Annotated in this window: 19 protein-coding genes; 9 read left to right on the top strand and 10 right to left on the bottom strand. The window is 62.8% G+C overall.

Translation table 11 applies throughout. The annotated features are described in order from the left end of the window. The 5 genes from WDX12_RS29720 to WDX12_RS29700 all read right to left on the bottom strand — a co-directional run bounded on the left by WDX12_RS29720 (position 1) and on the right by WDX12_RS29700 (position 3,964). Positions 1 to 873 carry a cytochrome b/b6 domain-containing protein gene (locus WDX12_RS29720; protein ID WP_434722987.1) on the bottom strand — a complete coding sequence of 291 codons (873 nt, stop codon included), beginning with the start codon at positions 871 to 873 and terminating at the stop codon, positions 1 to 3. A 98-nt stretch (positions 874 to 971) separates the two neighbouring features. Next, positions 972 to 1,643: a DUF1345 domain-containing protein gene (locus WDX12_RS29715; protein ID WP_320295523.1), complete on the bottom strand. Its 672-nt coding sequence runs from the start codon at positions 1,641 to 1,643 to the stop codon at positions 972 to 974. A 24-nt stretch (positions 1,644 to 1,667) separates the two neighbouring features. Beyond that, positions 1,668 to 2,135, bottom strand: a complete 468-nt coding sequence (locus WDX12_RS29710) for a YaiI/YqxD family protein (protein WP_434722986.1) — start codon at positions 2,133 to 2,135, stop codon at positions 1,668 to 1,670. 64 nt (positions 2,136 to 2,199) lie between these two features. Continuing rightward, positions 2,200 to 2,769, bottom strand: coding sequence for an S-(hydroxymethyl)glutathione synthase (gfa, locus tag WDX12_RS29705; protein WP_434722985.1), 570 nt, complete (start codon positions 2,767 to 2,769; stop codon positions 2,200 to 2,202). Between the two features lie 67 nt (positions 2,770 to 2,836). Then, a complete protein-coding gene (locus tag WDX12_RS29700) occupies positions 2,837 to 3,964 on the bottom strand; it encodes an S-(hydroxymethyl)glutathione dehydrogenase/class III alcohol dehydrogenase (protein WP_434722984.1) in 1,128 nt (375 codons plus the stop codon). A 251-nt stretch (positions 3,965 to 4,215) separates the two neighbouring features. On the opposite strand from WDX12_RS29700, the gene WDX12_RS29695 reads away from it, so the two are divergent. From WDX12_RS29695 to WDX12_RS29675, 5 genes are all read left to right on the top strand, one after another. After that, complete coding sequence (locus WDX12_RS29695) at positions 4,216 to 6,228, top strand: acetyl-CoA carboxylase biotin carboxylase subunit (RefSeq protein WP_434722983.1); 2,013 nt, start codon at positions 4,216 to 4,218, stop codon at positions 6,226 to 6,228. Between the two features lie 121 nt (positions 6,229 to 6,349). Further along, positions 6,350 to 9,877 (top strand): DNA polymerase III subunit alpha, encoded by a 3,528-nt coding sequence (gene dnaE / locus WDX12_RS29690; RefSeq protein ID WP_434722982.1) that lies wholly within the window; start codon positions 6,350 to 6,352, stop codon positions 9,875 to 9,877. A gap of 181 nt (positions 9,878 to 10,058) precedes the next feature. Further along, the gene (locus WDX12_RS29685) at positions 10,059 to 11,279 is read left to right on the top strand and encodes a glycosyltransferase family 2 protein (protein ID WP_320295529.1); all 1,221 of its coding nucleotides are present in this window, start codon (positions 10,059 to 10,061) and stop codon (positions 11,277 to 11,279) included. 43 nt (positions 11,280 to 11,322) lie between these two features. After that, complete coding sequence (locus WDX12_RS29680; RefSeq protein WP_434722981.1) at positions 11,323 to 12,273, top strand: glycosyltransferase; 951 nt, start codon at positions 11,323 to 11,325, stop codon at positions 12,271 to 12,273. A 20-nt stretch (positions 12,274 to 12,293) separates the two neighbouring features. Then, on the top strand, positions 12,294 to 12,728 hold the full coding sequence (locus WDX12_RS29675; protein ID WP_320295531.1) for a GtrA family protein: 435 nt from the start codon (positions 12,294 to 12,296) through the stop codon (positions 12,726 to 12,728). A 119-nt stretch (positions 12,729 to 12,847) separates the two neighbouring features. Here the strand turns inward: WDX12_RS29675 and WDX12_RS29670 are convergent, their stop codons facing one another. Beyond that, complete coding sequence (locus WDX12_RS29670) at positions 12,848 to 13,711, bottom strand: class I SAM-dependent methyltransferase (protein WP_320295532.1); 864 nt, start codon at positions 13,709 to 13,711, stop codon at positions 12,848 to 12,850. Positions 13,712 to 14,028: 317 nt separating this feature from the next. Here WDX12_RS29670 and WDX12_RS29665 point away from each other — a divergent pair, with 317 nt between their 5' ends. After that, the gene (locus tag WDX12_RS29665) at positions 14,029 to 15,591 is read left to right on the top strand and encodes a DUF7055 domain-containing protein (protein WP_434722980.1); all 1,563 of its coding nucleotides are present in this window, start codon (positions 14,029 to 14,031) and stop codon (positions 15,589 to 15,591) included. 60 nt (positions 15,592 to 15,651) lie between these two features. On the opposite strand, the gene WDX12_RS29660 is transcribed toward WDX12_RS29665, so the two are convergent. Continuing rightward, complete coding sequence (locus WDX12_RS29660) at positions 15,652 to 16,533, bottom strand: DMT family transporter (RefSeq protein WP_434722979.1); 882 nt, start codon at positions 16,531 to 16,533, stop codon at positions 15,652 to 15,654. A gap of 178 nt (positions 16,534 to 16,711) precedes the next feature. Here WDX12_RS29660 and WDX12_RS29655 point away from each other — a divergent pair, with 178 nt between their 5' ends. Then, positions 16,712 to 17,215, top strand: coding sequence for a hypothetical protein (locus tag WDX12_RS29655; protein WP_320295535.1), 504 nt, complete (start codon positions 16,712 to 16,714; stop codon positions 17,213 to 17,215). Positions 17,216 to 17,219: 4 nt separating this feature from the next. Here the strand turns inward: WDX12_RS29655 and WDX12_RS29650 are convergent, their stop codons facing one another. Further along, positions 17,220 to 18,548 (bottom strand): DNA polymerase IV, encoded by a 1,329-nt coding sequence (locus WDX12_RS29650; RefSeq protein WP_320295536.1) that lies wholly within the window; start codon positions 18,546 to 18,548, stop codon positions 17,220 to 17,222. 65 nt (positions 18,549 to 18,613) lie between these two features. On the opposite strand from WDX12_RS29650, the gene WDX12_RS29645 reads away from it, so the two are divergent. Further along, a complete protein-coding gene (locus WDX12_RS29645) occupies positions 18,614 to 19,189 on the top strand; it encodes a GNAT family N-acetyltransferase (protein ID WP_320295537.1) in 576 nt (191 codons plus the stop codon). Between the two features lie 102 nt (positions 19,190 to 19,291). Continuing rightward, complete coding sequence (locus tag WDX12_RS29640) at positions 19,292 to 20,869, top strand: hypothetical protein (protein WP_434722978.1); 1,578 nt, start codon at positions 19,292 to 19,294, stop codon at positions 20,867 to 20,869. 9 nt (positions 20,870 to 20,878) lie between these two features. Here the strand turns inward: WDX12_RS29640 and WDX12_RS29635 are convergent, their stop codons facing one another. Both WDX12_RS29635 and WDX12_RS29630 read right to left on the bottom strand, forming a co-directional pair. Next, a complete protein-coding gene (locus WDX12_RS29635) occupies positions 20,879 to 21,532 on the bottom strand; it encodes a hypothetical protein (protein WP_434722977.1) in 654 nt (217 codons plus the stop codon). Further along, complete coding sequence (locus WDX12_RS29630) at positions 21,529 to 21,828, bottom strand: DUF3572 domain-containing protein (RefSeq protein WP_434722976.1); 300 nt, start codon at positions 21,826 to 21,828, stop codon at positions 21,529 to 21,531. The genes WDX12_RS29635 and WDX12_RS29630 overlap by 4 nt, the downstream gene beginning before the upstream one ends. Positions 21,829 to 22,014: the final 186 nt, after the last annotated feature.

The following is a 22,014-nucleotide window of genomic DNA, read 5'->3' as shown; positions in this document are numbered from 1 at the left end:
TCAGGCGCTCCTCTCGGTCGGCTGGTCGTGCTTCGCAGGCGGGTCGGTGCGGTACCAGCCGGTGATGATCGAGCGCAGCTCGTTGATCGGGCCGGCGGCCAGGATCATCACGATGTGGATGACAAAGAAAAGCACGAGCAGCACCATGACGGTGAAGTGGATGGTGCGCGCCGTCTGCCTGCCGCCGAGGATTTCGTTGAGCCAGGGCAATACCGAATCCATGCTCGGCGACATGGCGAGGCCGGTGATGATCATCAGCGGCAGAAGCACGAAGAGCACGCCGCCATAGGCCATTTTCTGCAGCGTGTTGTATTCGCGCGTGTGGTGGAACTTCAGCTTCGCGTGATCGACGATGTCGCGTGGGAGCTTGCGCAGGTCCGACACGCGAGGGGCGAGGTCGCGGCGGATATGGCCATTGATCAGCCCGGCGATCAGCCAGACGAGCAGCGTTGAAGTCAGGATCCAGGCGAAGAAGAAATGCACGACGCGGGCGGTGCCGAGATCGTAGTAGGACGGGATCGTCGCCCAGGCCGGGAAGCCGCGCGGCGTCTCCTGTCCCGGCGGGCCTGACCAGCCGAGCACGCCGGTGGTGTCGAAGCGATGGCCGAAGATTTCGGTGAAACCGCGCGGGCCGTTGGCGGTGTTTTCGGCGCCGATCTGGAGAATGGTGTTGTTGAACTCGAAGCCGGACTGCTTGCCGATATAGAGCTGCGGCCGTGCGTTGAAGATCTGCAGGCCGGAAAGCAGCATGAAGAACAGCGAGAAGGCCCAGATCCAGTGGGTCAACCGCGTCCAGCGCGACTGCCGGTAGATAAGGGTCGCGTCCTTGCCGTCCGCCGCGGGGGCGGATTGGTCGTTGGCAACAGTGTCCATCTTGCCTCCGGCCGCCTCCTGCAGGCGGCTTCTCAGATCATTGTCTTCCCCTCAATACGTCGCCGCACAAGGCAATGTTTCATGCAATCACGGATTTATTACGGAGCGCCCAGGCTGACCGCGAGATTGACCGCCGCGGCAACGATCACCGTGTTGAAGAAAAAGGTCAGGATCGAGTGGACAAGCACGACCAGCCGCATCTGCGAGGTGGTGACGGCCGTGTCCGCCGTCTGCGCCGTCATGCCGATGACCGTCGCGAAATAAAGGAAGTCCCAGCCTTTCGGCCTTTTGCCGCCGGGAAAATCAAGGCCGCCGACCGGCATCTTCTTCTGGGTTTTCTCGTCGATCTCGTCGCCGTCTTTCCAATAGAGATGCGCATAGTGCAGCGACGCCATGGCGTGGATGGTGAACCAGCCAAGCGGGATCGACAACATGGCGAAGGCGAGCTGCAGGGGATGCGCGGCATCCTTCTGGTTGATGAGCAGGAACAGCGATACGATGGCCGCGCCGACGACAAAGAGCGTGACGGCAAAGATTAGCAGTACCGGCAGGTCGGTGGCGCGCGCGTTCTTGCTGAGATAGCGGCCGGTAAGGCTCGGCATCAGGGCCAGCACCAGGGCGATATAGCTGACAAAGAACACGTTGGCGCCGATCGAGTAGGGAAGCGGCGCGCGCAGCAGCAGGGCAAGCAGCAGTGCTACGATGCCGATGGCCGCGGCGAGGGCGAACTGCATGTGCCGATGCATCGGCGTCTTGAGATCCTCACCCATGGCCCGAGCCCTGAAGACGTTGGATCAGTCCGGTGTGACGGATTTGAGCGCGCGCCGCAAGATGCGGTCGAGCTCGCCGAGAAACTGCGAGCGGTCCTTCTGCGTGAAGGAGGCATTGAAGCCCCGGCTCTCGCCGGTTTCGCGCAGATGCTGCTTGAGATCGCGCATCGCCACCGCCATGCCGATGGTTTCCGGCGTGAACGGGCGACCGGTGGGGCCGAGCACATGCGCGCCGAGCGCCACCGTGCGCGCGGCAAGCGGAATGTCGGACGTCACCACGACGTCGTTGACCCTGGCATTCTCGACGATCCAGTCGTCCGCCGCGTCCGCGCCCTTGGAGACGACAACGTTGCGGATCATCGGATCGCGCGACGGGCGCAGGCCGCCATTGGAGACGTAGGTGACCACCACGCCCAGGCGTTCCGCAACCTTCTCGACCTCGGCCTTGACCGGGCAGGCGTCGGCGTCGACATAGATGATGGGTGCGGGCAATCGTGCCTCCAAATGCGCAAAAGGGCCGGCGCTGGCCGGCCCTTCGCATAAATCTCGCACAAAGTCAGGCCGGAAGCGCGCCCGACTTCTTCGCCGTCCAGGTGGCGATGTAGTCCATCAGGCCGGGGTTGAGGCAGTCATAAGGCTCCAGCCCGATCGACTTCAGCTGGCCGCGAATGCCGTCCATGCGCTTGGGGTCGACACCGGATTCGATGATCGAGGAGACGAAGGCGGTGAAGCCCGGCGGCGACCAGCCGTCCTCCTCGAAACGCTCGGGATGGATGAAGGACAGGCCCTTGAACGCATGGTCGCGCTCGACCGGCCCGTACATGTGCACGCCGCAGCCGGTGCAGGCGTGGCGCTGGATGAGCGCTGCCGGATCGACCACCTTCAGCTTGTCGCCGTTTTCGGTGACGGTGACGTCGCCAGTGCCGGCAACGGCCACCACCGAGAAGATCGCGCCGTCCGGCTTCCAGCATTTGGTGCAGCCGCAGGCATGGTTGTGGGCGATCTGGCCCTTGACCTTCACCTTCACCGGATTGCTGGTGCAGAGGCAGACCAGCGTGCCCCCGGCGAAGGATGCGCTCTCCTTCGGCAAGCCATTGTCGATCTTCGGATGCAGTTTTTCGGCCATTTACACTTCCTCCCATGTTTGACCACAGAGGTCGCGGGCATTCCGGCCTGCGGCCTGGTGGCTTTCCTCAATAAACCACGACACTCCGGATCGACTTGCCCTCATGCATCAGGTCGAAGCCCTTGTTGATGTCCTCCAGCTTCAACGTGTGCGTGATCATCGGGTCGATCTGGATCTTCTTCTCCATGTACCAGTCGACGATCCTCGGCACATCGGTGCGGCCGCGCGCGCCGCCAAAGGCGGTGCCCATCCAGCTGCGGCCGGTGACCAGCTGGAACGGCCTGGTCGAAATCTCCTGGCCGGCGCCGGCGACGCCGATGACGACCGACTTGCCCCAGCCGCGATGCGAGGCCTCCAGCGCCTGGCGCATCACCTTGGTGTTGCCGGTGCAGTCGAAGGTGTAGTCGGCGCCGCCGATCTGGTCGGCGCCGCGCTTGGTCAGGTTGACCAGGTAAGCCACGATGTCGCCGTCGATCTCCTTCGGATTGACGAAATGCGTCATGCCGAACTTCTCGCCCCAGGCCTTCTTGTCGTTGTTCAGATCGACGCCGATGATCATGTCGGCGCCGGCAAGGCGAAGCCCCTGGATGACGTTCAAGCCAATGCCGCCGAGGCCGAAGACGACCGCCGTCGCGCCCTGCTCGACCTTGGCGGTGTTGATGACGGCGCCGATGCCGGTCGTGACCCCGCAGCCGATGTAGCAGATCTTGTCGAAGGGGGCGTCGGGATTGACCTTGGCGACAGCGATCTCGGGCAGCACGGTGAAGTTGGAGAAGGTCGAGCAGCCCATGTAATGAAAGAGCTTGTCCTTGCCCATCGAGAAGCGCGAGGTGCCGTCGGGCATCAGGCCTTGCCCCTGCGTGGCGCGGATGGCAGTGCACAGATTGGTCTTGCGCGACAGGCAGGACGGGCACTGCCGGCATTCGGGCGTGTAGAGCGGGATGACGTGGTCGCCCTTCCTGACCGAGGTCACGCCCTTGCCGACGTCGACGACGATGCCGGCGCCCTCATGGCCGAGGATCGCCGGAAACAGGCCTTCCGGATCGGCGCCCGACAGCGTGAACTCGTCGGTGTGGCAGATGCCGGTCGCCTTGACCTCGACCAGCACCTCGCCATCGCGCGGCCCTTCGAGGTCCACCTCCATGATCTCCAGCGGCTTTCCGGCGGCAACGGCTACGGCGGCACGCGTTTTCATGAGGCACTCCTCCCAAGCAATCTGTAAGTTTTGGCTAACGGCAAGCTGTTTATGGCGAATGCCAGCCTGCCATCCCTCCGGCGTTACAGGCAAGCTTAGCGAGTTCCGGGCTGGCGGCCAACGTCTGTTGCGACGTTTTTCGGCGCGGTTTCCGTAATCGGCGCCAGCCGTGGGAGCTGGCCCGTGGGCACTTGAGGCGCGCCGGAATTGTCCATAGAACTGGACCGCTTCGCCGGAGGAACGACATCCGAATGTTCAAGAAGATCCTGGTCGCCAATCGCGGCGAGATCGCCTGTCGCGTCATCAAGACGGCGCGCAAGATGGGGATTGCCACCGTTGCGGTCTATTCGGATGCCGATCGCGATGCCCTGCATGTCGAAATGGCCGACGAGGCGGTGCATATCGGACCGCCGCCCGCCGCGCAGAGCTATCTGCTGCCGGAGAAGATCATCGCCGCTTGCAAGGAGACAGGGGCGGAAGCCGTGCATCCGGGCTATGGTTTTCTTTCGGAACGTGCCTCATTCTGCGAGGCGCTGGAGAAGGAAGGCATCGTCTTCATCGGGCCGAAGCCCAAGGCCATCAAGGCGATGGGCGACAAGATCGAATCGAAGAAATTCGCCAGCGAAGCCAAAGTCTCCACCGTGCCCGGATGGCTGGGTGTCATCGAAGACGCCGACCATGCCGAAAAGATCGCCGGCGAGATCGGCTACCCGGTGATGATCAAGGCCTCGGCCGGCGGTGGCGGCAAGGGCATGCGCATCGCCTGGAGCAAATCGGAAGTGCGCGACGGCTTCGACAGGGCTCGCTCGGAAGCGAAAAGCTCCTTCGGTGACGACCGCGTCTTTATCGAAAAATTCGTCGTCGACCCGCGTCATATCGAGATCCAGGTGCTGGCCGACGCGCATGGCACCGCGCTCTATCTCGGCGAGCGCGAATGCTCGATCCAGCGCCGCAACCAGAAAGTGGTCGAGGAGGCGCCGTCGCCATTCCTCGACGCCAAGACCAGAAAGGCGATGGGCGAGCAGGCGGTGGCCCTGGCCAAGGCCGTCGACTACCAGAGCGCCGGCACCGTGGAGTTCATCGTCGACAAGGACAAGAACTTCTATTTCCTTGAAATGAATACGCGATTGCAGGTCGAGCACCCGGTGACCGAGCTTGTCACCGGCATCGACCTGGTCGAACAGATGATCCGCGTCGCCGCCGGCGAGAAGCTCGGCATCAAGCAGAGCGACGTGAAGCTCAACGGCTGGGCGGTGGAAAGCCGCCTCTACGCGGAAGATCCTTTCCGCAATTTCCTGCCGTCGATCGGCCGGCTGACCCGTTACCGGCCGCCCCAGGAGGGCACGTTCGGCGACATCGTCATCCGCAACGACACCGGCGTCGCCGAAGGGTCGGAAATCTCGATGTTCTACGACCCCATGGTGGCCAAGCTCTGCACCTGGGCGCCGACCAGGCTCGAGGCGATCGACGCCATGTCGGAGGCGCTGGACAGCTTTGTCGTCGATGGCATCGAGCACAACATTCCGTTCCTGGCGGCGCTGATGCAGCACCCGCGCTGGCGCGAGGGGCGGCTGTCGACCGGCTTCATCGCCGAGGAATATCCGGACGGCTTCGCGCCGGTCGAGCCCGATGGCGCGGAGAGGGCCGTGTTCGCCGCTGTCGCAACGGCGATCGAACTGCTGCGCCGCGACCGGCTCGATCGTCTCGACGGCAGGCTGGCGCCGCATTCCGGCCATCTCAAGCGCGATTGGGTGGCGAAGATCGGCGCCGACTATTTTCCGGTCGCGATCGTCGACGGGATGATTTCCATTCCGATGGAGGTCGATTTGTCAATCGACGGCGGCAAGCCGTTGACGGTCGCTTCGGACTGGCGGCCGGGCGACGCGATCTGGCAGGGCACGGTCGGCGCCGACAGGGTCACGGCGCAGATCCGTCCGGCGCTGAACGGTTTGCACATCGCCTGGAAAGGCATGTCGGTGATGGCGCGCGCCATGCTGCCGCGCACCGCGGAGCTCGAAAGGCTGATGCCGGAGAAGCTGCCGCCCGACACCTCGAAGATGCTGCTCTGCCCGATGCCTGGGCTCGTCGTCTCGATCGCCGTCGCGGAAGGGCAGGAGGTCAAGGCCGGCGAGACGCTGGCCGTGGTCGAGGCGATGAAAATGGAGAACGTGCTGCGCGCCGAGCGCGACCTTACTATAGCCAAACTCAACGCCAAGCCTGGCGACAGCCTGGCGGTCGACGCGGTGATCATGGAGTTCGCCTGAGACGAGGCGATACGCGGCCGCAAGCCTGTGGTCTGTGGGTCGATTGTGCTGGACTGGCATGACCCCGTCCGGGACAATACATCTGCATAGATTTTGAGTCTTTGGGATAGCGCGAAAAAACATGGCGGATGAACGACTTCCCCGCGACCCCTTGCAGCGTGAAGCTGCCGTGAAGGCCGCGCGTCCGGAAGCGCCGGCGCGGACCTTCATCCATCTGCGCGTGCATTCGGCCTATTCGCTGCTCGAGGGCGCCTTGCAGCTTGGCGCGATCGTCGGGCATGCGGTCAAGGACGAGGCGCCGGCGATCGCGGTCACCGACACCAACAATTTGTTCGGCGCGCTCGAATTCGCCCAGAAGGCGGTCAAGGACGGCATCCAGCCGATCATCGGGTGCCAGGTCGATCTCGCCTTTTCCGGGGAGGCGAGCGACGGCCAGCGCGACCGCCGCCGGCATGGGCCGGAGATGTCGCCGGTCGTGCTGATCGCCGCGAGCGAGGCCGGCTATGCCAATCTCGTGCGGCTGATCAGCAAGGTCTATCTGGAGACACCGCCCGGCGAGCCGGTGCATCTGACCAGCGCCATGCTGGAAGGCAAAAGCGACGGCCTGATCTGCCTGACCGGCGGGCCGCGCGGGCCGATCGGCTCTGCCTTGAAGGCCGATCGGCGCGACCTTGCCGAACAGCGACTGCTGTTCCTCAAAGGCCTGTTCGGCGACAGGCTCTATATCGAGCTCGAGCGGGTCACGGGCTATGACCGCATGGTCGAGAAATCAACCGTCGATCTCGCTTACACCCATAAACTGCCGCTGGTCGCCACCAACGAGGCGTTCTTCTCCAAGCGCGACGACTACGAGGCGCATGACGCGCTGATCGCCATCGCCGAAGGGTCGGTGGTGGCCGCCGACAACCGCCGGCGGCTTGCGCCGGACAATTTCCTGCGCAGCCAGGCCGACATGGCGCGGTTGTTCTCGGACCTGCCGGAAGCGATCGACAACACGGTCGAGATCGCCATGCGCTGCTCCTACTATCCGAAGAACCGCAGCCCGATCCTGCCGCGCTTCACCGGCGCCGATGCGGCCGACAAGGACGCAGCCGAGAAGGCGGAGGCGGCGGAGCTTGCACGGCAGGCGCGCGAAGGGCTGGAGGCGCGGCTTGCCGCGCATGGGCCGACGCCGGGCTACACGGTCGAGCAATATCGCGAGCGGCTCGAATTCGAGCTCGGCATCATCGAGAAGATGAAGTTCCCCGGCTACTTCCTCATCGTTGCCGACTTCATCAAATGGGCGAAGGCGCAAGGCATTCCGGTCGGGCCGGGCCGCGGTTCGGGCGCCGGATCGCTGGTCGCCTATTCGACCACCATCACCGATATCGACCCGCTGCGTTTCTCGCTGCTGTTCGAGCGCTTCCTCAATCCGGACCGCGTCTCGATGCCCGACTTCGACATCGACTTCTGCCAGGACCGGCGCGAGGAGGTGATCCGCTACGTCCAGCAGAAGTATGGCCGCGACCAGGTCGGGCAGATCATCACCTTCGGTACGCTGCAGGCGCGCGCGGTGCTGCGCGATGTCGGCCGCGTGCTGCAGATGCCTTACGGCCAGGTCGACAAGCTGAGCAAGATGGTGCCGCAGAATCCGGCCAATCCGGTCAAGCTAGCGGACGCCATCGCCAACGAGCCGCGGTTCGCCGAGGAGGCGGAGAAGGAGCCGATCGTGCAGACGCTGCTCGATACGGCGCAGAAGCTCGAAGGCCTCTACCGCCATGCCTCGACGCATGCCGCGGGCATCGTCATCGGCGACCGGCCGCTGTCCGAGCTGGTGCCGATGTACCGCGATCCGCGCTCGGACATGCCGGTTACCCAGTTCAACATGAAATATGTCGAGCAGGCCGGGCTGGTGAAATTCGACTTCCTCGGCCTGAAGACGCTGACCGTGCTGGAAACGGCGGTGAAGCTGATCCGCCGGCGCGGCGTCGACATCGATCTCGCGACGATCCCGCTCGACGACCCCGACACTTACGCGATGCTGTCGCGCGGCGAGGTGGTCGGCGTGTTCCAGGTTGAAAGTGCGGGCATGCGCAAGGCGCTGATCGGCATGCGGCCGGACTGCATCGAGGACATCATCGCGCTGGTCGCACTCTATCGTCCCGGCCCGATGGAGAACATTCCGACCTACAACGCCAGAAAGCATGGCGAGGAGGAGATGGCCTCGATCCATCCCAAGATCGACCACCTGGTGAAGGAGACGCAGGGCGTCATCGTCTACCAGGAACAGGTGATGCAGATCGCGCAGGAGCTGTCCGGCTATTCGCTTGGCGAAGCCGACCTTCTGCGCCGCGCCATGGGCAAGAAGATCCGCGCCGAGATGGACAAGCAGCGCGAGCGTTTCGTCACGGGCGCGGTCGAGCGCGGTGTCAGCAAGCCGCAGGCCGACTTCATCTTCGACCTCCTGGCCAAGTTCGCCGACTACGGCTTCAACAAATCACACGCGGCGGCCTATGCGGTCGTGTCCTACCAGACCGCCTATCTCAAGGCGCATTACCCGGTCGAGTTCCTGGCGGCGTCGATGACGCTCGACATGAGCAATACCGACAAGCTGGCCGATTTCCGCCAGGACGCCATGCGCCTCGGCATCGAGGTGGTGGCGCCGTCGGTGATGTCGAGCTTCCGTCCCTTCGAGGTCGGCGAGAACAAGATCTTCTATTCGCTGGCAGCGCTGAAAGGCGTCGGCGACGCGGCGGTCGAGCACATCGTCGAGAAGCGCGGCGAAAAGCCGTTCAAGAACCTTGCCGATTTCTGCGAGCGCGTCGATCCGAAGATCGTCGGCAAGCGCGTCTTCGAAAGCCTGATCATGGCCGGCGCGCTCGATTGCTTCGGCCACGACCGCGCCCAGATGATGGCCGGCGTCGAGCGCATGATGGGCCTGGCCTCACTGGCGCAGCAGAACGCCATCTCCGGCCAGGCGGACATTTTCGGTGCATCACTTGGGAGCCAGTCGCAGGCGCTCAACCTGCCCGCGACCGATCCGTGGCTTGCGGCCGACAAGCTGCACCGTGAATTCCAGGTGGTCGGCTTCTACCTGTCGGCGCATCCGCTCGACGAGTACAAGGCCGCACTGCAAAAGATGCGGGTGCAGAACTGGGCGGAATTCTCGGCTGCGGTCAAACGCGGCGCAGCGGCCGGACGCCTCGCCGGCACGGTCACTTCCAAGCAGGAGCGCAAGACCCGCACCGGCAACAAGATGGGCGTGGTGCAGTTTTCCGACACGACGGGACAGTATGAGGCTGTGCTGTTTTCCGAAGGTCTGGCGCAGTATCGCGACATGCTGGAACCCGGCAGTTCGGTGGTGATCACAGTCTCGGCGGAAGACCGGCCGGAGGGCATCAACCTGCGTATCCAGACGGTACAGTCGCTGGAGGACGAGGCAAGCCGCATCCAGAAGGCGCTGCGCATCTTCGTGCGCGACGCCCAGCCGATCAACACCCTTGCCAACCAGCTTGCGGTGAAGGGCGAAGGCCAGGTAAGCTTCGTGCTTATCAAGGAAGCCGGGCAGGGCGAGGTGGAGATCGAACTGCCCAACCGCTACCGCATCTCGCCGCAGGTCGCGTCGGCGATGCGCGCGGTGCCCGGCGTGGTGGAAGTGGAGTTGGTTTGACCCGCCAGTCGTCACATGTAGCGCGGTGAGGAGATTCCAGCGAATACGCTCCATTTGCCCCGGCCCGACGACACGCGACTCGTATATTATTGTTAGCTAACTTGTTTTAGTGTTGGAACAGGCGGCGGAGGCACATGTCTGCGTCGCCCGGAAGGCTGACGATTGGGCCGGGGTGGGCATCATGGTCGAGACGTTGGATTTCGGGGCGGTCCAGACGGATCGCGATAGCCAGTGCTCGGATGAGGTGGAGGCGCCTCTCGTGTCGGCTATTATCCCCTGCCTGAACGAAGAGCGTACGCTCGGCATCTGCATCCGCAAGGCCTTTGACGTTTTTGCGAAGCGGGGCCTCAACGGCGAGGTGGTCGTGGGAGACAACGGGTCGAGTGACCGGTCGGTCGAGATTGCCGAATCCCTCGGCGCGCGTGTCGTACACCAGCGGGTCAAGGGATATGGCGCGGCGATCAGCGCGGCGGCCGAAGCCGCGCGGGGCAAATACCTCATCATGGCGGACGCGGACGATTCCTACGACTGGAGCAGCCTCGGGGATTTCATCGACGCGTTGGAGGATGGCGCCGAACTGGTGATGGGTGACCGGTTCGCGGGCGGTATCCAACCCGGCGCTATGCCTGCGCTGCACCGATATCTCGGCAATCCGGTGCTTTCAACGATCGCCCGCTGGCTCCACCACTCCCCGATACACGATTTTCATTGCGGTATGCGCGGATTCACTCGCGATGCGTTCCGCAGGATGGGCGCACGCTCGCCGGGCATGGAATTCGCCTCGGAGATGATCATAAACGCGCATCGCGCGGGCCTCGTGATCCGCGAGGTGCCGATCAAGCTCTATCCGGACAAACGCGGCCGCCCACCCCATCTGCGTTCATTCCGAGACGGTTGGCGACACCTGCGGCTGATCATAGCCCACGCACCAGATACCATGTACCTAATACCGGGAGTGACCTTGCTGGTTGTTGGCATTGCTGGCCTTGCAATGCTTGCTGCGGGACCTGTCCGGGTGGGTGGGTGGTATTTCGGAATTCATTTCGTCGCGCTCTCTGCCATGGCGACGCTGATTGGTCTTTTGGCGATCCTTTTCGGTATGCTGGCCAAGGTGGCGATCGCCATTTACCACCCAGTCCACGAAGGTCGAATCGTGCCCTGGCTGATGCGTGGTCGTCCACTGGAATGGCTGGTCTTTTCCGGTGGCATGCTTGCGGTGGCTGGCTTTGTCGCCGATGTGCTACTTGCGCTGCATTGGATTTTTGTCGGCGGCCCGATGGAGCAGTCGGTGCACCTGACGTTTGTGACCACCACTGCCTGCGTGGCCGGCATGTCCATGGTGCTGTCCGGCTTCGTGCTCAAGTTGCTGCTGGATAATCTCGGTGACAGGCGTGCGTTCTGACCGTCTGAATGCCCCCAGAGCTGAAACTCGGGCAGGTGGCAGTGTGGACGAGAAGCCGCTTCTTTCCGTCATCATGCCTGTCCATGCAGGAGAGGCATGGATTGCAGCGACACTCGACTCGCTGGCCGACGAGCCCGCCGGGGACCTGGAAGTACTCGTTATCGACAGCAGCCCGACGGGCGCCACTGCCGCCATCGTCGAGCGGTTTGCCCACCGATTGCCTCTTCGGCTGCTGGAGCGGCGGGACCTTGGGCTGTGGCAGACCAAGACCAATTTGGGCGTGGAACTGGCTGCCGCCGATCACGTCTGCATTCTCCACCAGGATGACCTTTGGCTGCCGGACCGCGTTGCAGCGGCTCGTCGCTGGCTTGCCGATGCGCCCGAAGTCGGACTTCATTTGGCGCCGACTGCTGTTATCGACCGCCACGGCCGCCGCGTGGGGCGCTGGAACTGCCCGCTGCCGGCCGACGAGGTCCTAGGGGCTCAGTTTCTGCTTGAACGGCTGCTTGTCCAGAATTTTGTCTCGGTGCCCGCTCCGATATTCGCCCGAACCGCATGGCTGGCATGCGGAGGCATGGATGAGAAACTCTGGTACACGGCCGATTGGGATATCTGGGCGAAGCTTGCCGTCGCCGCGCCGGTTATCTATCACGACGAGATCACGACGGCCTTTCGGGTTCACGGCAGTTCGCTTACCGTTACCGGATCGCGAGACGCGAGCGAGTTCCAGTCGCAAATGCAGATCGTCCTGGAGCGCCATCTGCCTCGGCTCCCTGCGAGCAGCCGACGCTGGGTTGAACCGGCTGCCAGGGCATCGATCAGCGTCAACGTATCGCTTGCCGCCGCGTCGGGCGGCGACTTGAAGGCATTGGTTCGAGCGGCTCGTGCTGTACTGTCGCTTGGCCCGCGCGGCACGAGGCGCTATTTGCGCGACTCGCGGTTGCGTGAGCGCGTCACGTGCCGGCTTCGCGCGAAATGGACAGGAGCCTTCTGACGCCGATGCCTAGTCCTGTCATGAATACCGATGAGCGGGCGCGGCGGGAGCGTCCTGCGAACGAAAGACCGCTTTTGGAGCGGGGATGGCGATACACCCTGGTGGGAGCGGTCTGCGCAATTGCGCACAACGCCATCATGATCGCGGCCGACTACGTGGGAGTACACTACCTGCTAGGCACCGTAATATCGTTCGTTATGGTGACGCCACTCGGATATGTACTGCACAGCCGGTTCACCTTTGCCGAGCCGCTTCGATGGAAAGCTCTCATGCGTTTTGTCGGAGGCGTCGCCACGGCGTATCCAGTCTCGGTCGCCATGATGATCGTCCTCTGTTCCGGTTTCGGGCTCAGCGTTCCCGTTGCCACACCGATCGGCACATTGGCCCTGTTCGTCTGGAATTTTATCGCTGCGCATTGGGCCATCGTGCCACGGCTCTACCTGCGGCGGCGGTGACGGTCCCGTATGGAATGGGGGTCTAAAGCCACGTCCTAATGGCGTCATCAGGCACGCGATCAAGACTGCCGCATCCTCGCCGTTCCCGATTTTTGCAAACGGAGAGCAGGCGTTTGCCGCTATTTCCTGACGGCAATCACCCGTATTGCAGACGAATTGCGTGTCAGGACTTCCCCTAGGACCTGCAATGGGTGCGCCAAGATACCCAGCAGCAGCCAGAACAGATTGTTAGTTCCTCCTGCAATGTCGGCGAATGATCTGCCCATCGTTGGAACCGTCACCCCGTGAACGGATTCGATCTGAAGGCCGTTGCGCTGCATCAATCTGACCAGGGAGTTACGGGTAAAATGGTGCCTGTGATACGGCAGGTACCAAGCGTCCCAGAACTTTCCGAATATCCTGGCCCAAACACAATCGACGTTGGGAACCTCGATCACGACCTTGCCTCCGTGGCGGGCGTATCCGGATATAGTCCTGAGCAGTCCATCGGCATCGTCATCATGTTCCAAGACGTGCAAGGCAATGACGATGTCGAAGCTATCCTTGCGGGAGCCGAGCTCCTCAGGACCGAGATACGGCCTTTCGGCGAGTTCGGCGGGAGGTTCGGAGTGCATGTCGGCACCAATGACTTCCGATGCGCTGCCAACCATTTCACCAAGGACCCTTGTGAACTGTCCGCTTCCGCAACCAAAATCAAGTATCGTTCCCCGCGCGCCGCCAGCTTGCCGCAAGAGCTTTCTGGCCTGCGAGCGGAAGGCAATATCCTTGATTTCGTGTGAGAGACCCTTGGCGTCGGGCTGAAAATCCTGGCTTTCACGATCTTGGTAGAGAAAAGCAACATTCGGCAGTGGCGGCAAGGAAACGCCGTGACCACAACGCAGGCAACGTACAACCTCGACGTGGTCGACTTTGCCGCTACGATCCAGGAATTTGCCAAGGGAAATATACTGGCAGGCCTCCGAACCATCACCAAGGCAGATCATTCGGAACACTCCTTGACTGTGCGTCGTAACTGAGCTTGGCAGGCAAATATCAACATTCCATTCAACTGCTCGCCACGGCCAATGCAATCGCCCGAGCTGCCTTGTGAGCCCGCATTCCGCGTGTACAATGCGCCCCCTAAAGCGATTCAGGCTTCTGTGGCTGCGAAGTGTTTGGCACCGTATATTTAATGAAAACAGAAGCGGTTCAATCCAGTGGGGAGAAAATTCTCCCCCGATCCGCGACTGTATATATAAGCATTGCTGTCGCACTAAAGATTATAATTCTGTTTGTATTTGCATATGAAAGCCGGTTCGTGATGGACGAATTCGTTCAGCTCGGATGGGCAAAATATTTCTCGAACGGCCTCTTCGATACGATCTGGCATCCCAAGGCGGTTGGTTATGCGATGTTTTTCGAGATCGCGCACCTGATCGGCTGGGACGCCAGGTCGATCCTGTTTGTCGGCCGCATGCAGACTGCGCTGCTGGCGTGCCTGACCATTGGATTTGTCTATGCATCCGCGCGCAGTCTCGGAGAAAACCGCGCGCGCACCCTCGCGATCGTCCTCGTCCTGCTGTGCTTCTCGAATTTCATGGAGCGCATCTTTCGCACCATCGCCGAACCACTGGCGGTGTTTTTTGCCGTGGCGGCGCTGCTGGTCGTCCTGCGAGCGCGCGAATTGAAGGGTTGGCCGCTTGTCGCTTCTGGTATCCTCAGTGGCCTGTCGTTCCTCGCCACTCAGAAGGCGGTCTATTTCAATTTTGCGCTTGGCCTCGGTTTGGTCGGCGATGCAGCTTTGAGGGGACGCTATGCAGCAGGTGTGGCTCGCGGCACATGGCTGATACTGGGATGGACTGTCCCCATTGTTGTCTATTGCTTCATCTTCGGTGGGGCCGACCCTGTTCCGGTCGCCAGGAACCTCTTCTTCGGCCCGATTGAGATTGCGACGCGCGGGGGCGCTGATTATGGCGGGCTGAGGCGCTTTGTGTTGCAGACGCTGGCACGCAACTATGTTCTTTATGTCTTCTGTTTCGCCGGCATGGCCCTGGCGCTGGCGCAGATCATGAAGCTCGACGAACGAAGGCGAATTGCGCTCATCTTCTCCGTCGTCATCACGGTGCTGGTCTTCGCGCACGACCAGCCGTGGCCTTACGTGTTCATCATGGCGTTGCCGTTCATGTCGCTATGGTCGTTGGCACTGCTCGACGGCATCGCAAACCGCGTGCGTTACCTGCGCATTGCGTGGATAGCGCTGGCCACGGCCGTATCCATAAGCTTCGTTGCCAATCTGCTTTACCTTCGCATCGACAATGCAGCCCAACTCGAGCTGGTGGCGCGCGCGGAGTCGCTGCTGGCACCGGACGAACGGTATTTCGACGGCATAGGAATCCTGCCCAACCGGATGGAACCGACAACCTTGTGGCTCGACGTGCATTATGTGCTCAAGACCTTGCGCGAAAGCGGCCGCTCCGAAGCGTATAGTGTCTTGAGCAAGTCCCCGCCGAAGCTGATCCTCTGGTCTTACAGGATGGACTACATCTATCCGGTGGTCGCGCCTCTCATCTTGAACAGCTATGTCAGGATCGCGCCGAATCTCAGGATAGCCGGCGTCCTCCTCCAGTCGGGCGAGCGCAAGATTTTCGACGTTCCGATCGCTGGAAGCTATGCGCTCTACAACGAGGATGGTTCTCAGTTGTCGGGGCGGGTCGAGGTCGACGGCAAAGTGCTTGCGCCGCCAGTTCAATTTTCGACCGGACCAAAGACCGTGATCTTGCACGATCCAGCAGGCGAAGCATTGCTGCTGCCGACCGGTTCCTATGCCGGACGTTTCAAGCCCGGCAAGGACAACGATCTTCTGTTTGACGGCGTCTATGACTAATATGAGCCGAATGCCGCTTCGATCGACGGCCTGACGATCGCGGTATGACGGACGTTGGCCTTAGGGGGTGGCGACCTCCACCACCCGTGGCGCCTTGCGCTGCAAATTGAGCAGGTTGCCGGCGAGGATCAAGGCAGCGCCGCCGGCGGTGAAGACGTCGACCTGCTCGTGATAGAGCAGCCACCCGACCAGCGCCGACAGCGGCACGCGCAAAAAGTCCATCGGCGAGATGATGGTGGCGTCGGCGTGGGTGAGCGCGCGGGCCAGGCAGAAATGCGACGACATGCCTGTGAAAGCGATGATGAAGATCCACGGCCAGAGACCGGGCGAGGGGGTGTGCCAGCTGGAGAGAGCCGGGATCAGGCCGACCACCGACTGGATGATCAGCATCCAGAAGATGATGCGCACCACGCTTTCGGTCTTGGTCATCGACTTGACCAGCACCATCGAGATGCCGAAGCAGACCGCGGCGCCCAGGACGACGAGGTGGCCGGGGTCCATGGAACCCGCGCTTGGGCGCACGATGACGACCACGCCGATCAGGCCGAGCACGATCGCCGTGAGCCTCGACCGCGACAGTCTTTCCCCCAGAAAGCTGACCGCGAGAATCGCCGTCCAGATCGGCGTGGTGAACTCGATCGAGATCAGCACGGCGAGCGGAATGACGGTGAGCGCATAGAGCCAGGCGGCCTGGCCGGTATAGTGGATGATGTTGCGGGCGATATGGGCGAACGGACGCTCGGTTCGCATCGCCGCAAAACCGCCGTTCATCATCACCAGCGGCAAAAGGATGAAGAAGCCGATCACCGAGCGCAGCTCCAGCACCTGGAAGACGTTGAGCTCGGCGGTCGTCTCGCGACCGGCAACCGACATCGCCAGCATCGAGGCGATTGACAGAGCCATCCAGAACGCGGCTTTTGGGATCGAGGGAGCGGGCGCCATTTGGGGGCCTATGTCGCAAGCCCGGACCCGGGCCGCAACCGCTAGCGGCGTCATTTCACTGGGCCAGCGGATCGGGTGTCAAAAAACCGTCATAGCGGCGTCGGAACCTGCTGCCTGGGCACCCGTTAAGTCCACGCCTTCCCGTCGGAAGGCCATAATCGCAAGAGGGGACGTCTTGATGAAATCGACCGCTGCTTTGCTGGCCGCCGCCTGTCTTTTCTGCTCGACGGGCGCACATGCCGACGAGGCGGCCTTCCTGCGCTCGCTGCAGGGCAAGTTCTCCGGCAAGGGAACGGTCAGGATCCGAACCAACACGCCGGTGATGAACATCAACTGCACCTTCACCTCGGACGCGACGGCGGACTCGCTGTCGCTCGACGGCACCTGCCGCGCGCTGCTGATCATGTCGCGCGAAATCCGCGCCGACCTGAAAGTCAGCGGGGCGAGCTACACCGGCACCTATATCGGCTCGCGCAGCGGACCCGCCGGGCTCAGCGGAAGCCGCGAGGGCGATGCGATCAATCTCGACATCCACTGGGCGAAAATCGTCAATGGCGACCGCGACGCGGAGCTGACGGTCGAGAAGGTCGGGCCGGACAATATGCGCATGACGGTGACCGACATGGATCCGGCGACCGGCAAGATGGTGGTGACGAGCCGGATCGACCTCAAGCGGACCTGACCCCTCAATCTTCCAGCGGCTCGGGCGGATTGGCGGCCCGGCCCTTGCCGAATGTGTAGCCGGTCTCGACGGCTTTCCTGCCGAACTTGTCGCGCAGCGTGTCCATCGCGCCTTCAGCCAGCGCGCGCTTGCGCGACTGTACGTCGACCAGATCCGGCGGATCGGCCTTTTCGTCGTCCGAAAGGTCGCTGACGCCGATGCCGAGCAGGCGGAATCTGGTGCCGTCGGCTTCGCGGCGCAACAAATCGAGCCCTGTCTGAAAGATTCGGTCTGCCAGCCGAGTCGGATCGCCAAGCTGGCGGTTGCGGGTGCGGAGCTTGAAATCCTGCGTCTTCAGCTTCAGCACCACGGTGCGCCCGGCAATGCCTGATTTCTTCAGCCGCGCCGAGACCTTTTCCGAGAGCCCGCGCAGCACCGGCACCAGTTCCGCCAGGGCGGCGATGTCGGTGTCGAAGGTGGTTTCGGCCGAGACGCTCTTGGCATCGCCGCCGGGGTCGACCGGGCGGTCGTCCTCGCCACGCGAAAGGCGATAGAGCCGGTCGCCCATCACGCCGTAGCGGCGCATCAGGTCGCCGCGATCCATGCGCTGCAATTGCGCGATCATGCGGATGCCGTCGCGCTCCAGCGTCGCGGCCAGCGCCTTGCCGACGCCCCAGATCATCGTCACCGGCTGCGCGGCGAGGAAGCTCGGCGCCTCTGCTTCGCCGATCACCGAAAAGCCGCGCGGCTTGCGGAAATCCGAGGCGATCTTGGCCAGGAACTTGCAGTAGGAGAGGCCGGCCGAAACGGTGATGCCGAGCTCCTTTTCCACCGTCTGGGCGAAGCGCGCCAGCACCAGCGCCGGGGGCATGCCGTGCAGCCGCTCGGTGCCGGCGAGGTCGAGAAAGGCCTCGTCGATCGACAGCGGCTCGACCTGCGGCGTCAGCGCCAGCATCAACGCGCGGACTTCGCGCCCGACGCCGACATATTTCTCCATGTTGGGCGGGATCACCACCGCTTCAGGGCACAGTTCGAGCGCCTTGAACATCGGCATGGCCGAGCGCACGCCCTGGATGCGGGCGATATAGCAGGCCGTGGAGACGACGCCGCGCCGGCCGCCGCCGACGATCACCGGCCTGTCCTTCAGCGCCGGGTTGTCGCGCTTTTCGATCGCCGCGTAGAAGGCGTCGCAATCGATATGGGCGATCTTGAGCCGGTAGAGCTCGGCGTGACGGACAAGGCGCGGGCTGCCGCAGCGATCGCAGCGACGCGTCTGCGAGCGCTGGAGAGCCAGGCAGTCACGGCAAAAACCGTGTTCGGGATTGTTGACAGGAGCCGCCATCGCTGCGAACATAAAGAGAACAAATGCAATGGTACGACAGCGCAAGGCTGGCAACAAGCTTGGCCTGGGGAGAACGCATGAGCACAACCATAGCACCGCTGACCCCTGAGCGCTGGACCGATTTCGAGGACCTCTTCGGCAAGCAGGGCGCCTGTTACGGCTGCTGGTGCACCCATTTCCGGCTGGCGCCGGCGGAGCGCCGCGCCAGCGACAAGGAGCGCAACAAGGACCACATCAAGGCGCGAATCGAGGCCGGCCCGCCACCTGGGCTTCTAGCCTTCGAGGACGGCAAGGCCGTCGGCTGGATGCAGATCGGTCCGCGCGCCGACGTGCCCGAGTGGAACAATCAGGGCAGGGGCTCGGCGCCGGTCGATCCTGCCGATGCCGGCGATCCGGATGTCTGGGCGATCTCCTGCTTCTTCATCCGCGTCAAGGCGAGGGGCCGCGGCGTCACGCACCGCCTTGTCGAGGGCGGCATCGCCTTTGCGCGTGAGAACGGCGCGAGGCTGCTGGAAGCCTGCCCGATCGACCTGTCGCGCGATTCGCGTTCGATCGGGCTTTTCGTCGGCTCGTCGCGGGTGTTCGAGAAGGCCGGCTTCGAAAGGCTTGTGGAGCGCAAGCCCGGCCGGCCGCTGATGCGACTTGTGCTTTAGCCGGATGCGTTTTTGGCCTACAGTCGGTGTCTTGCGGCTGTAACGCTTCTTGCCTACCAGAAGCACAAATATTTCGTCTTCCGAGACCAACGGAGAACCGACGTGAAGCGTATTTTGCCACTTGCCTTTGCCCTTGCGCTCAGCGCGCCAGCCTTTGCCCAGACCGTCGACAACCAGGGCGCAAAGGAGCTGTCCGACAATCTGTCGCGCTATTTCGGCAAGCAGGCCTTCGACAAGGGAGTGCTCAAGGTTTCGGTCGAGGGTGGCGCCTACAAGATCGCGCTCGACATCAAGGCGCTCGTCAATGCGCTGCCGGAGCAGAAGCTCCTGAAATTCGACATGGCGCCATACGCCCTGATGGTGAAACCGCGCAGCGACGGGTCCTGGGACGTCTCGTCGAATTTCTCGCAGGGCGCGTCCTTCGAGTTCGATGGGCCGGAAGGCCGTCAGAGCATGGAGTTCACGATCAAGGACGGCAAGCTGACCAGTGTCTACGATCCGGCGCTTGCCGCCTTCACCAACGCCACCAGCTCGTTGGCCGGGATGACCATGACGTCCCGGGAAGCCAAGCAGCAGGCCGATGTCTCGACCGGCGCCGGCACCGCCACCGTTACGGCGACCAAGTCAGCCAATGGCGGCGTCGACTTCACCGCCACCCAGAAAGTTTCGGACTTCGTCGAGAAGATCAAGATCGATGATCCCAACAGCGGAATGAATTTCCCACTCACCTTGAAAACGCCGGAACTTTCGGTGGACGCAAAGGGCAAAGGCGTGCGCACGAAGCCCTTGCTCGACCTGCTTGCCTTCGCCGTGGCCAATGAGGACGAAACCAAGCTCAAGGCGAACCAGGCGGAGCTCAAATCGCTCATGCTGGCTGCGCTGCCCGTTTGGGAACGGGTCGACGGCAACTACGGCTTCAAGGATTTCGAGGTGGAGAGCCCCGTCGGCAAGTTCGGGGCCGCGCAATTCAGCACCGCCTTCGGCATGGACGGTGTCTCCCAGAACGGCAAGCTCGACTACTCGATCAAGGCAACCGGCCTGACGATCCCGCGGCAGACCCTTCCGGAATGGACCGCCGCATTGCTGCCAACCGACATCGATCTGAACTTCGGCGGCGCCAATATCGATCTCGATACGATGGCCAAGAAAGCGATCGAAGCCTTTGATCTCAATAAGAATCCGCCGCTGTCGGATGAATTCGGCAAGGCTCTGGTCGCCGATTTCAAGGCCAAGAACCCGAAGGTCGTGATCGGGCACAGCACGCTGAAGAACGGCGCCATCGAGGTCGCGATGGAAGGTGAGATGACCTTCCCCGGCGAAAAACCCGATGCGACCGTGACCATCGACGTCGCCGGCTATGACAAGATCGTCGATGCCCTGAAGGAAGCGGCCAAGAGCGATGAGCAGATGGCGCAGGCCTTCCCGTTCGCCTTGGCGGTCAAAGGTTTTGGCAAGACGCTGCCGGACGGCCGGCTGGAATGGATGATCAACACCAAGGCCGATGGATCCGTCACAGTCAATGGCGCCATGCTGAAGGGCCCGGATGAAGTCCAGGATGACAGCGCCGGCCAGGATGACAATTCGGGCAATGACGGCGCCAACGGAACGGATGATTCCACCGGAGGCGACGATTCTGACGGCGGCGACAATGGCGGGGCTGGCGCGAAGCTGCAGCCCTGAGCACTTGAGTTAGAGCCCAAGCGCCGCCGCGATCTTTGGCGTCGCCTCGCGCCAGTCCTCAACCGAGACGATGTCTCCGGACGTCGGCGGCAGGAAGGCGCGCAACGCGTTGTCGGCCATCAAGTGGAAGAGATGGGCATCCGCCACGGAATTGCGCGCCGAGACCAGGTTGGAGGGCTGGTCGTCGACGAAGGCGACGGGACGGCCCTTGACGCCGCGCAGTTTCGCGATGGCAGGTCCCTTGGCCATTTCCGTCGTCAGCAGCGGATAATTGAGCCCCAGCGCATCGAGGTGCGCGCGGCGCACGGCGCGGTGCTTGTGCGGCATGGCGGTCAGCATGACGATCTCGGCGCCTCGTCCGAGCATTGCGAGCGCGTCCGCGGCGCCGTCGGCGATGCTTTGCCAATCCGCCTGGGCATCGAAGAATTCGCCCAAGAGCGCCGTCACCTCGGGTTGCTCGATCAGCCGGCCGGTTGCCGTCTCGGCGATGTTGCCGGTAAGCCGGAAGGAAGCGAGTGTCAGGCCGAAACCACGCGACTTCAGATAGTGCGGAAAAGGCCGGATGAATTCGAGCACGACATCGTCGACGTCGAGCACCAGCAGCGGCCGGTCATCGGCGGCAAGCTCTTCGATCTGCCGCGCCGTCTCAGGATCGTCGCTCATATCGAACGCTCGTGGTCGTCGTTGCCGAGCGGAAGCCCGCGCAGTGCCTTGCCGACGGCGGCTGGCGGGGTGCCGGTTTCCTCGGCGAAGCGCAGCAGCGTCGGCTCGTGGGCAAGGATGAATTGCAGGACGCCGGCAAGGAAGCCGGGCTCGGCGGCGGCTTTGCGGATCGACTGCACGTCGATGCCGGTGATCGCCAGGAAGCGGGGCAGAAGTTCGGGATCCGCGGCAATGAAGCCCAGCGCCTTGACGGCAATGGTTTCCGCTTCCTCGCGCATTGACGCTGCGTTCGCCATCATTACCTTTGAATGGTGGATTTTCGAGTCTCCTTCCGCAGTAACGGCAAGCGTCGCTTGCGGCAAGCCTCCGCTCTCTCCCCGTGCAACGTCCGAAGGTGGAATCCGTGCAGCTTTTCCAACCTTCGGTTTCCGTTTCGTCAATCATATTGGGCTAGGGTGGAAAAGGGTTGGGTGCGGTCCGAG

Source organism: Mesorhizobium sp. RIZ17 (genome assembly GCF_051127865.1).
Lineage (GTDB): Bacteria > Pseudomonadota > Alphaproteobacteria > Rhizobiales > Rhizobiaceae > Mesorhizobium > Mesorhizobium humile.
The sequence above is the reverse complement of the archived record's forward strand: the minus strand, read 5'-3'. Positions and strand labels throughout refer to the sequence as shown.

What these genes read in the sequence shown, in the direction of transcription:
- WDX12_RS29720 (WP_434722987.1), bottom strand. Translation starts at nt 873, where the DNA reads ATGGACACTGTTGCCAACGACCAATCCGCCCCCGCGGCGGACGGCAAG.
- WDX12_RS29715 (WP_320295523.1), bottom strand. Translation starts at nt 1,643, where the DNA reads ATGGGTGAGGATCTCAAGACGCCGATGCATCGGCACATGCAGTTCGCC.
- gfa (WP_434722985.1), bottom strand. Translation starts at nt 2,769, where the DNA reads ATGGCCGAAAAACTGCATCCGAAGATCGACAATGGCTTGCCGAAGGAG.
- WDX12_RS29700 (WP_434722984.1), bottom strand. Translation starts at nt 3,964, where the DNA reads ATGAAAACGCGTGCCGCCGTAGCCGTTGCCGCCGGAAAGCCGCTGGAG.
- WDX12_RS29695 (WP_434722983.1), top strand. Translation starts at nt 4,216, where the DNA reads ATGTTCAAGAAGATCCTGGTCGCCAATCGCGGCGAGATCGCCTGTCGC.
- dnaE (WP_434722982.1), top strand. Translation starts at nt 6,350, where the DNA reads ATGGCGGATGAACGACTTCCCCGCGACCCCTTGCAGCGTGAAGCTGCC.
- WDX12_RS29685 (WP_320295529.1), top strand. Translation starts at nt 10,059, where the DNA reads ATGGTCGAGACGTTGGATTTCGGGGCGGTCCAGACGGATCGCGATAGC.
- WDX12_RS29675 (WP_320295531.1), top strand. Translation starts at nt 12,294, where the DNA reads ATGAATACCGATGAGCGGGCGCGGCGGGAGCGTCCTGCGAACGAAAGA.
- WDX12_RS29670 (WP_320295532.1), bottom strand. Translation starts at nt 13,711, where the DNA reads ATGATCTGCCTTGGTGATGGTTCGGAGGCCTGCCAGTATATTTCCCTT.
- WDX12_RS29665 (WP_434722980.1), top strand. Translation starts at nt 14,029, where the DNA reads ATGGACGAATTCGTTCAGCTCGGATGGGCAAAATATTTCTCGAACGGC.
- WDX12_RS29660 (WP_434722979.1), bottom strand. Translation starts at nt 16,533, where the DNA reads ATGGCGCCCGCTCCCTCGATCCCAAAAGCCGCGTTCTGGATGGCTCTG.
- WDX12_RS29655 (WP_320295535.1), top strand. Translation starts at nt 16,712, where the DNA reads ATGAAATCGACCGCTGCTTTGCTGGCCGCCGCCTGTCTTTTCTGCTCG.
- WDX12_RS29650 (WP_320295536.1), bottom strand. Translation starts at nt 18,548, where the DNA reads ATGTTCGCAGCGATGGCGGCTCCTGTCAACAATCCCGAACACGGTTTT.
- WDX12_RS29645 (WP_320295537.1), top strand. Translation starts at nt 18,614, where the DNA reads ATGAGCACAACCATAGCACCGCTGACCCCTGAGCGCTGGACCGATTTC.
- WDX12_RS29635 (WP_434722977.1), bottom strand. Translation starts at nt 21,532, where the DNA reads ATGAGCGACGATCCTGAGACGGCGCGGCAGATCGAAGAGCTTGCCGCC.
- WDX12_RS29630 (WP_434722976.1), bottom strand. Translation starts at nt 21,828, where the DNA reads ATGGCGAACGCAGCGTCAATGCGCGAGGAAGCGGAAACCATTGCCGTC.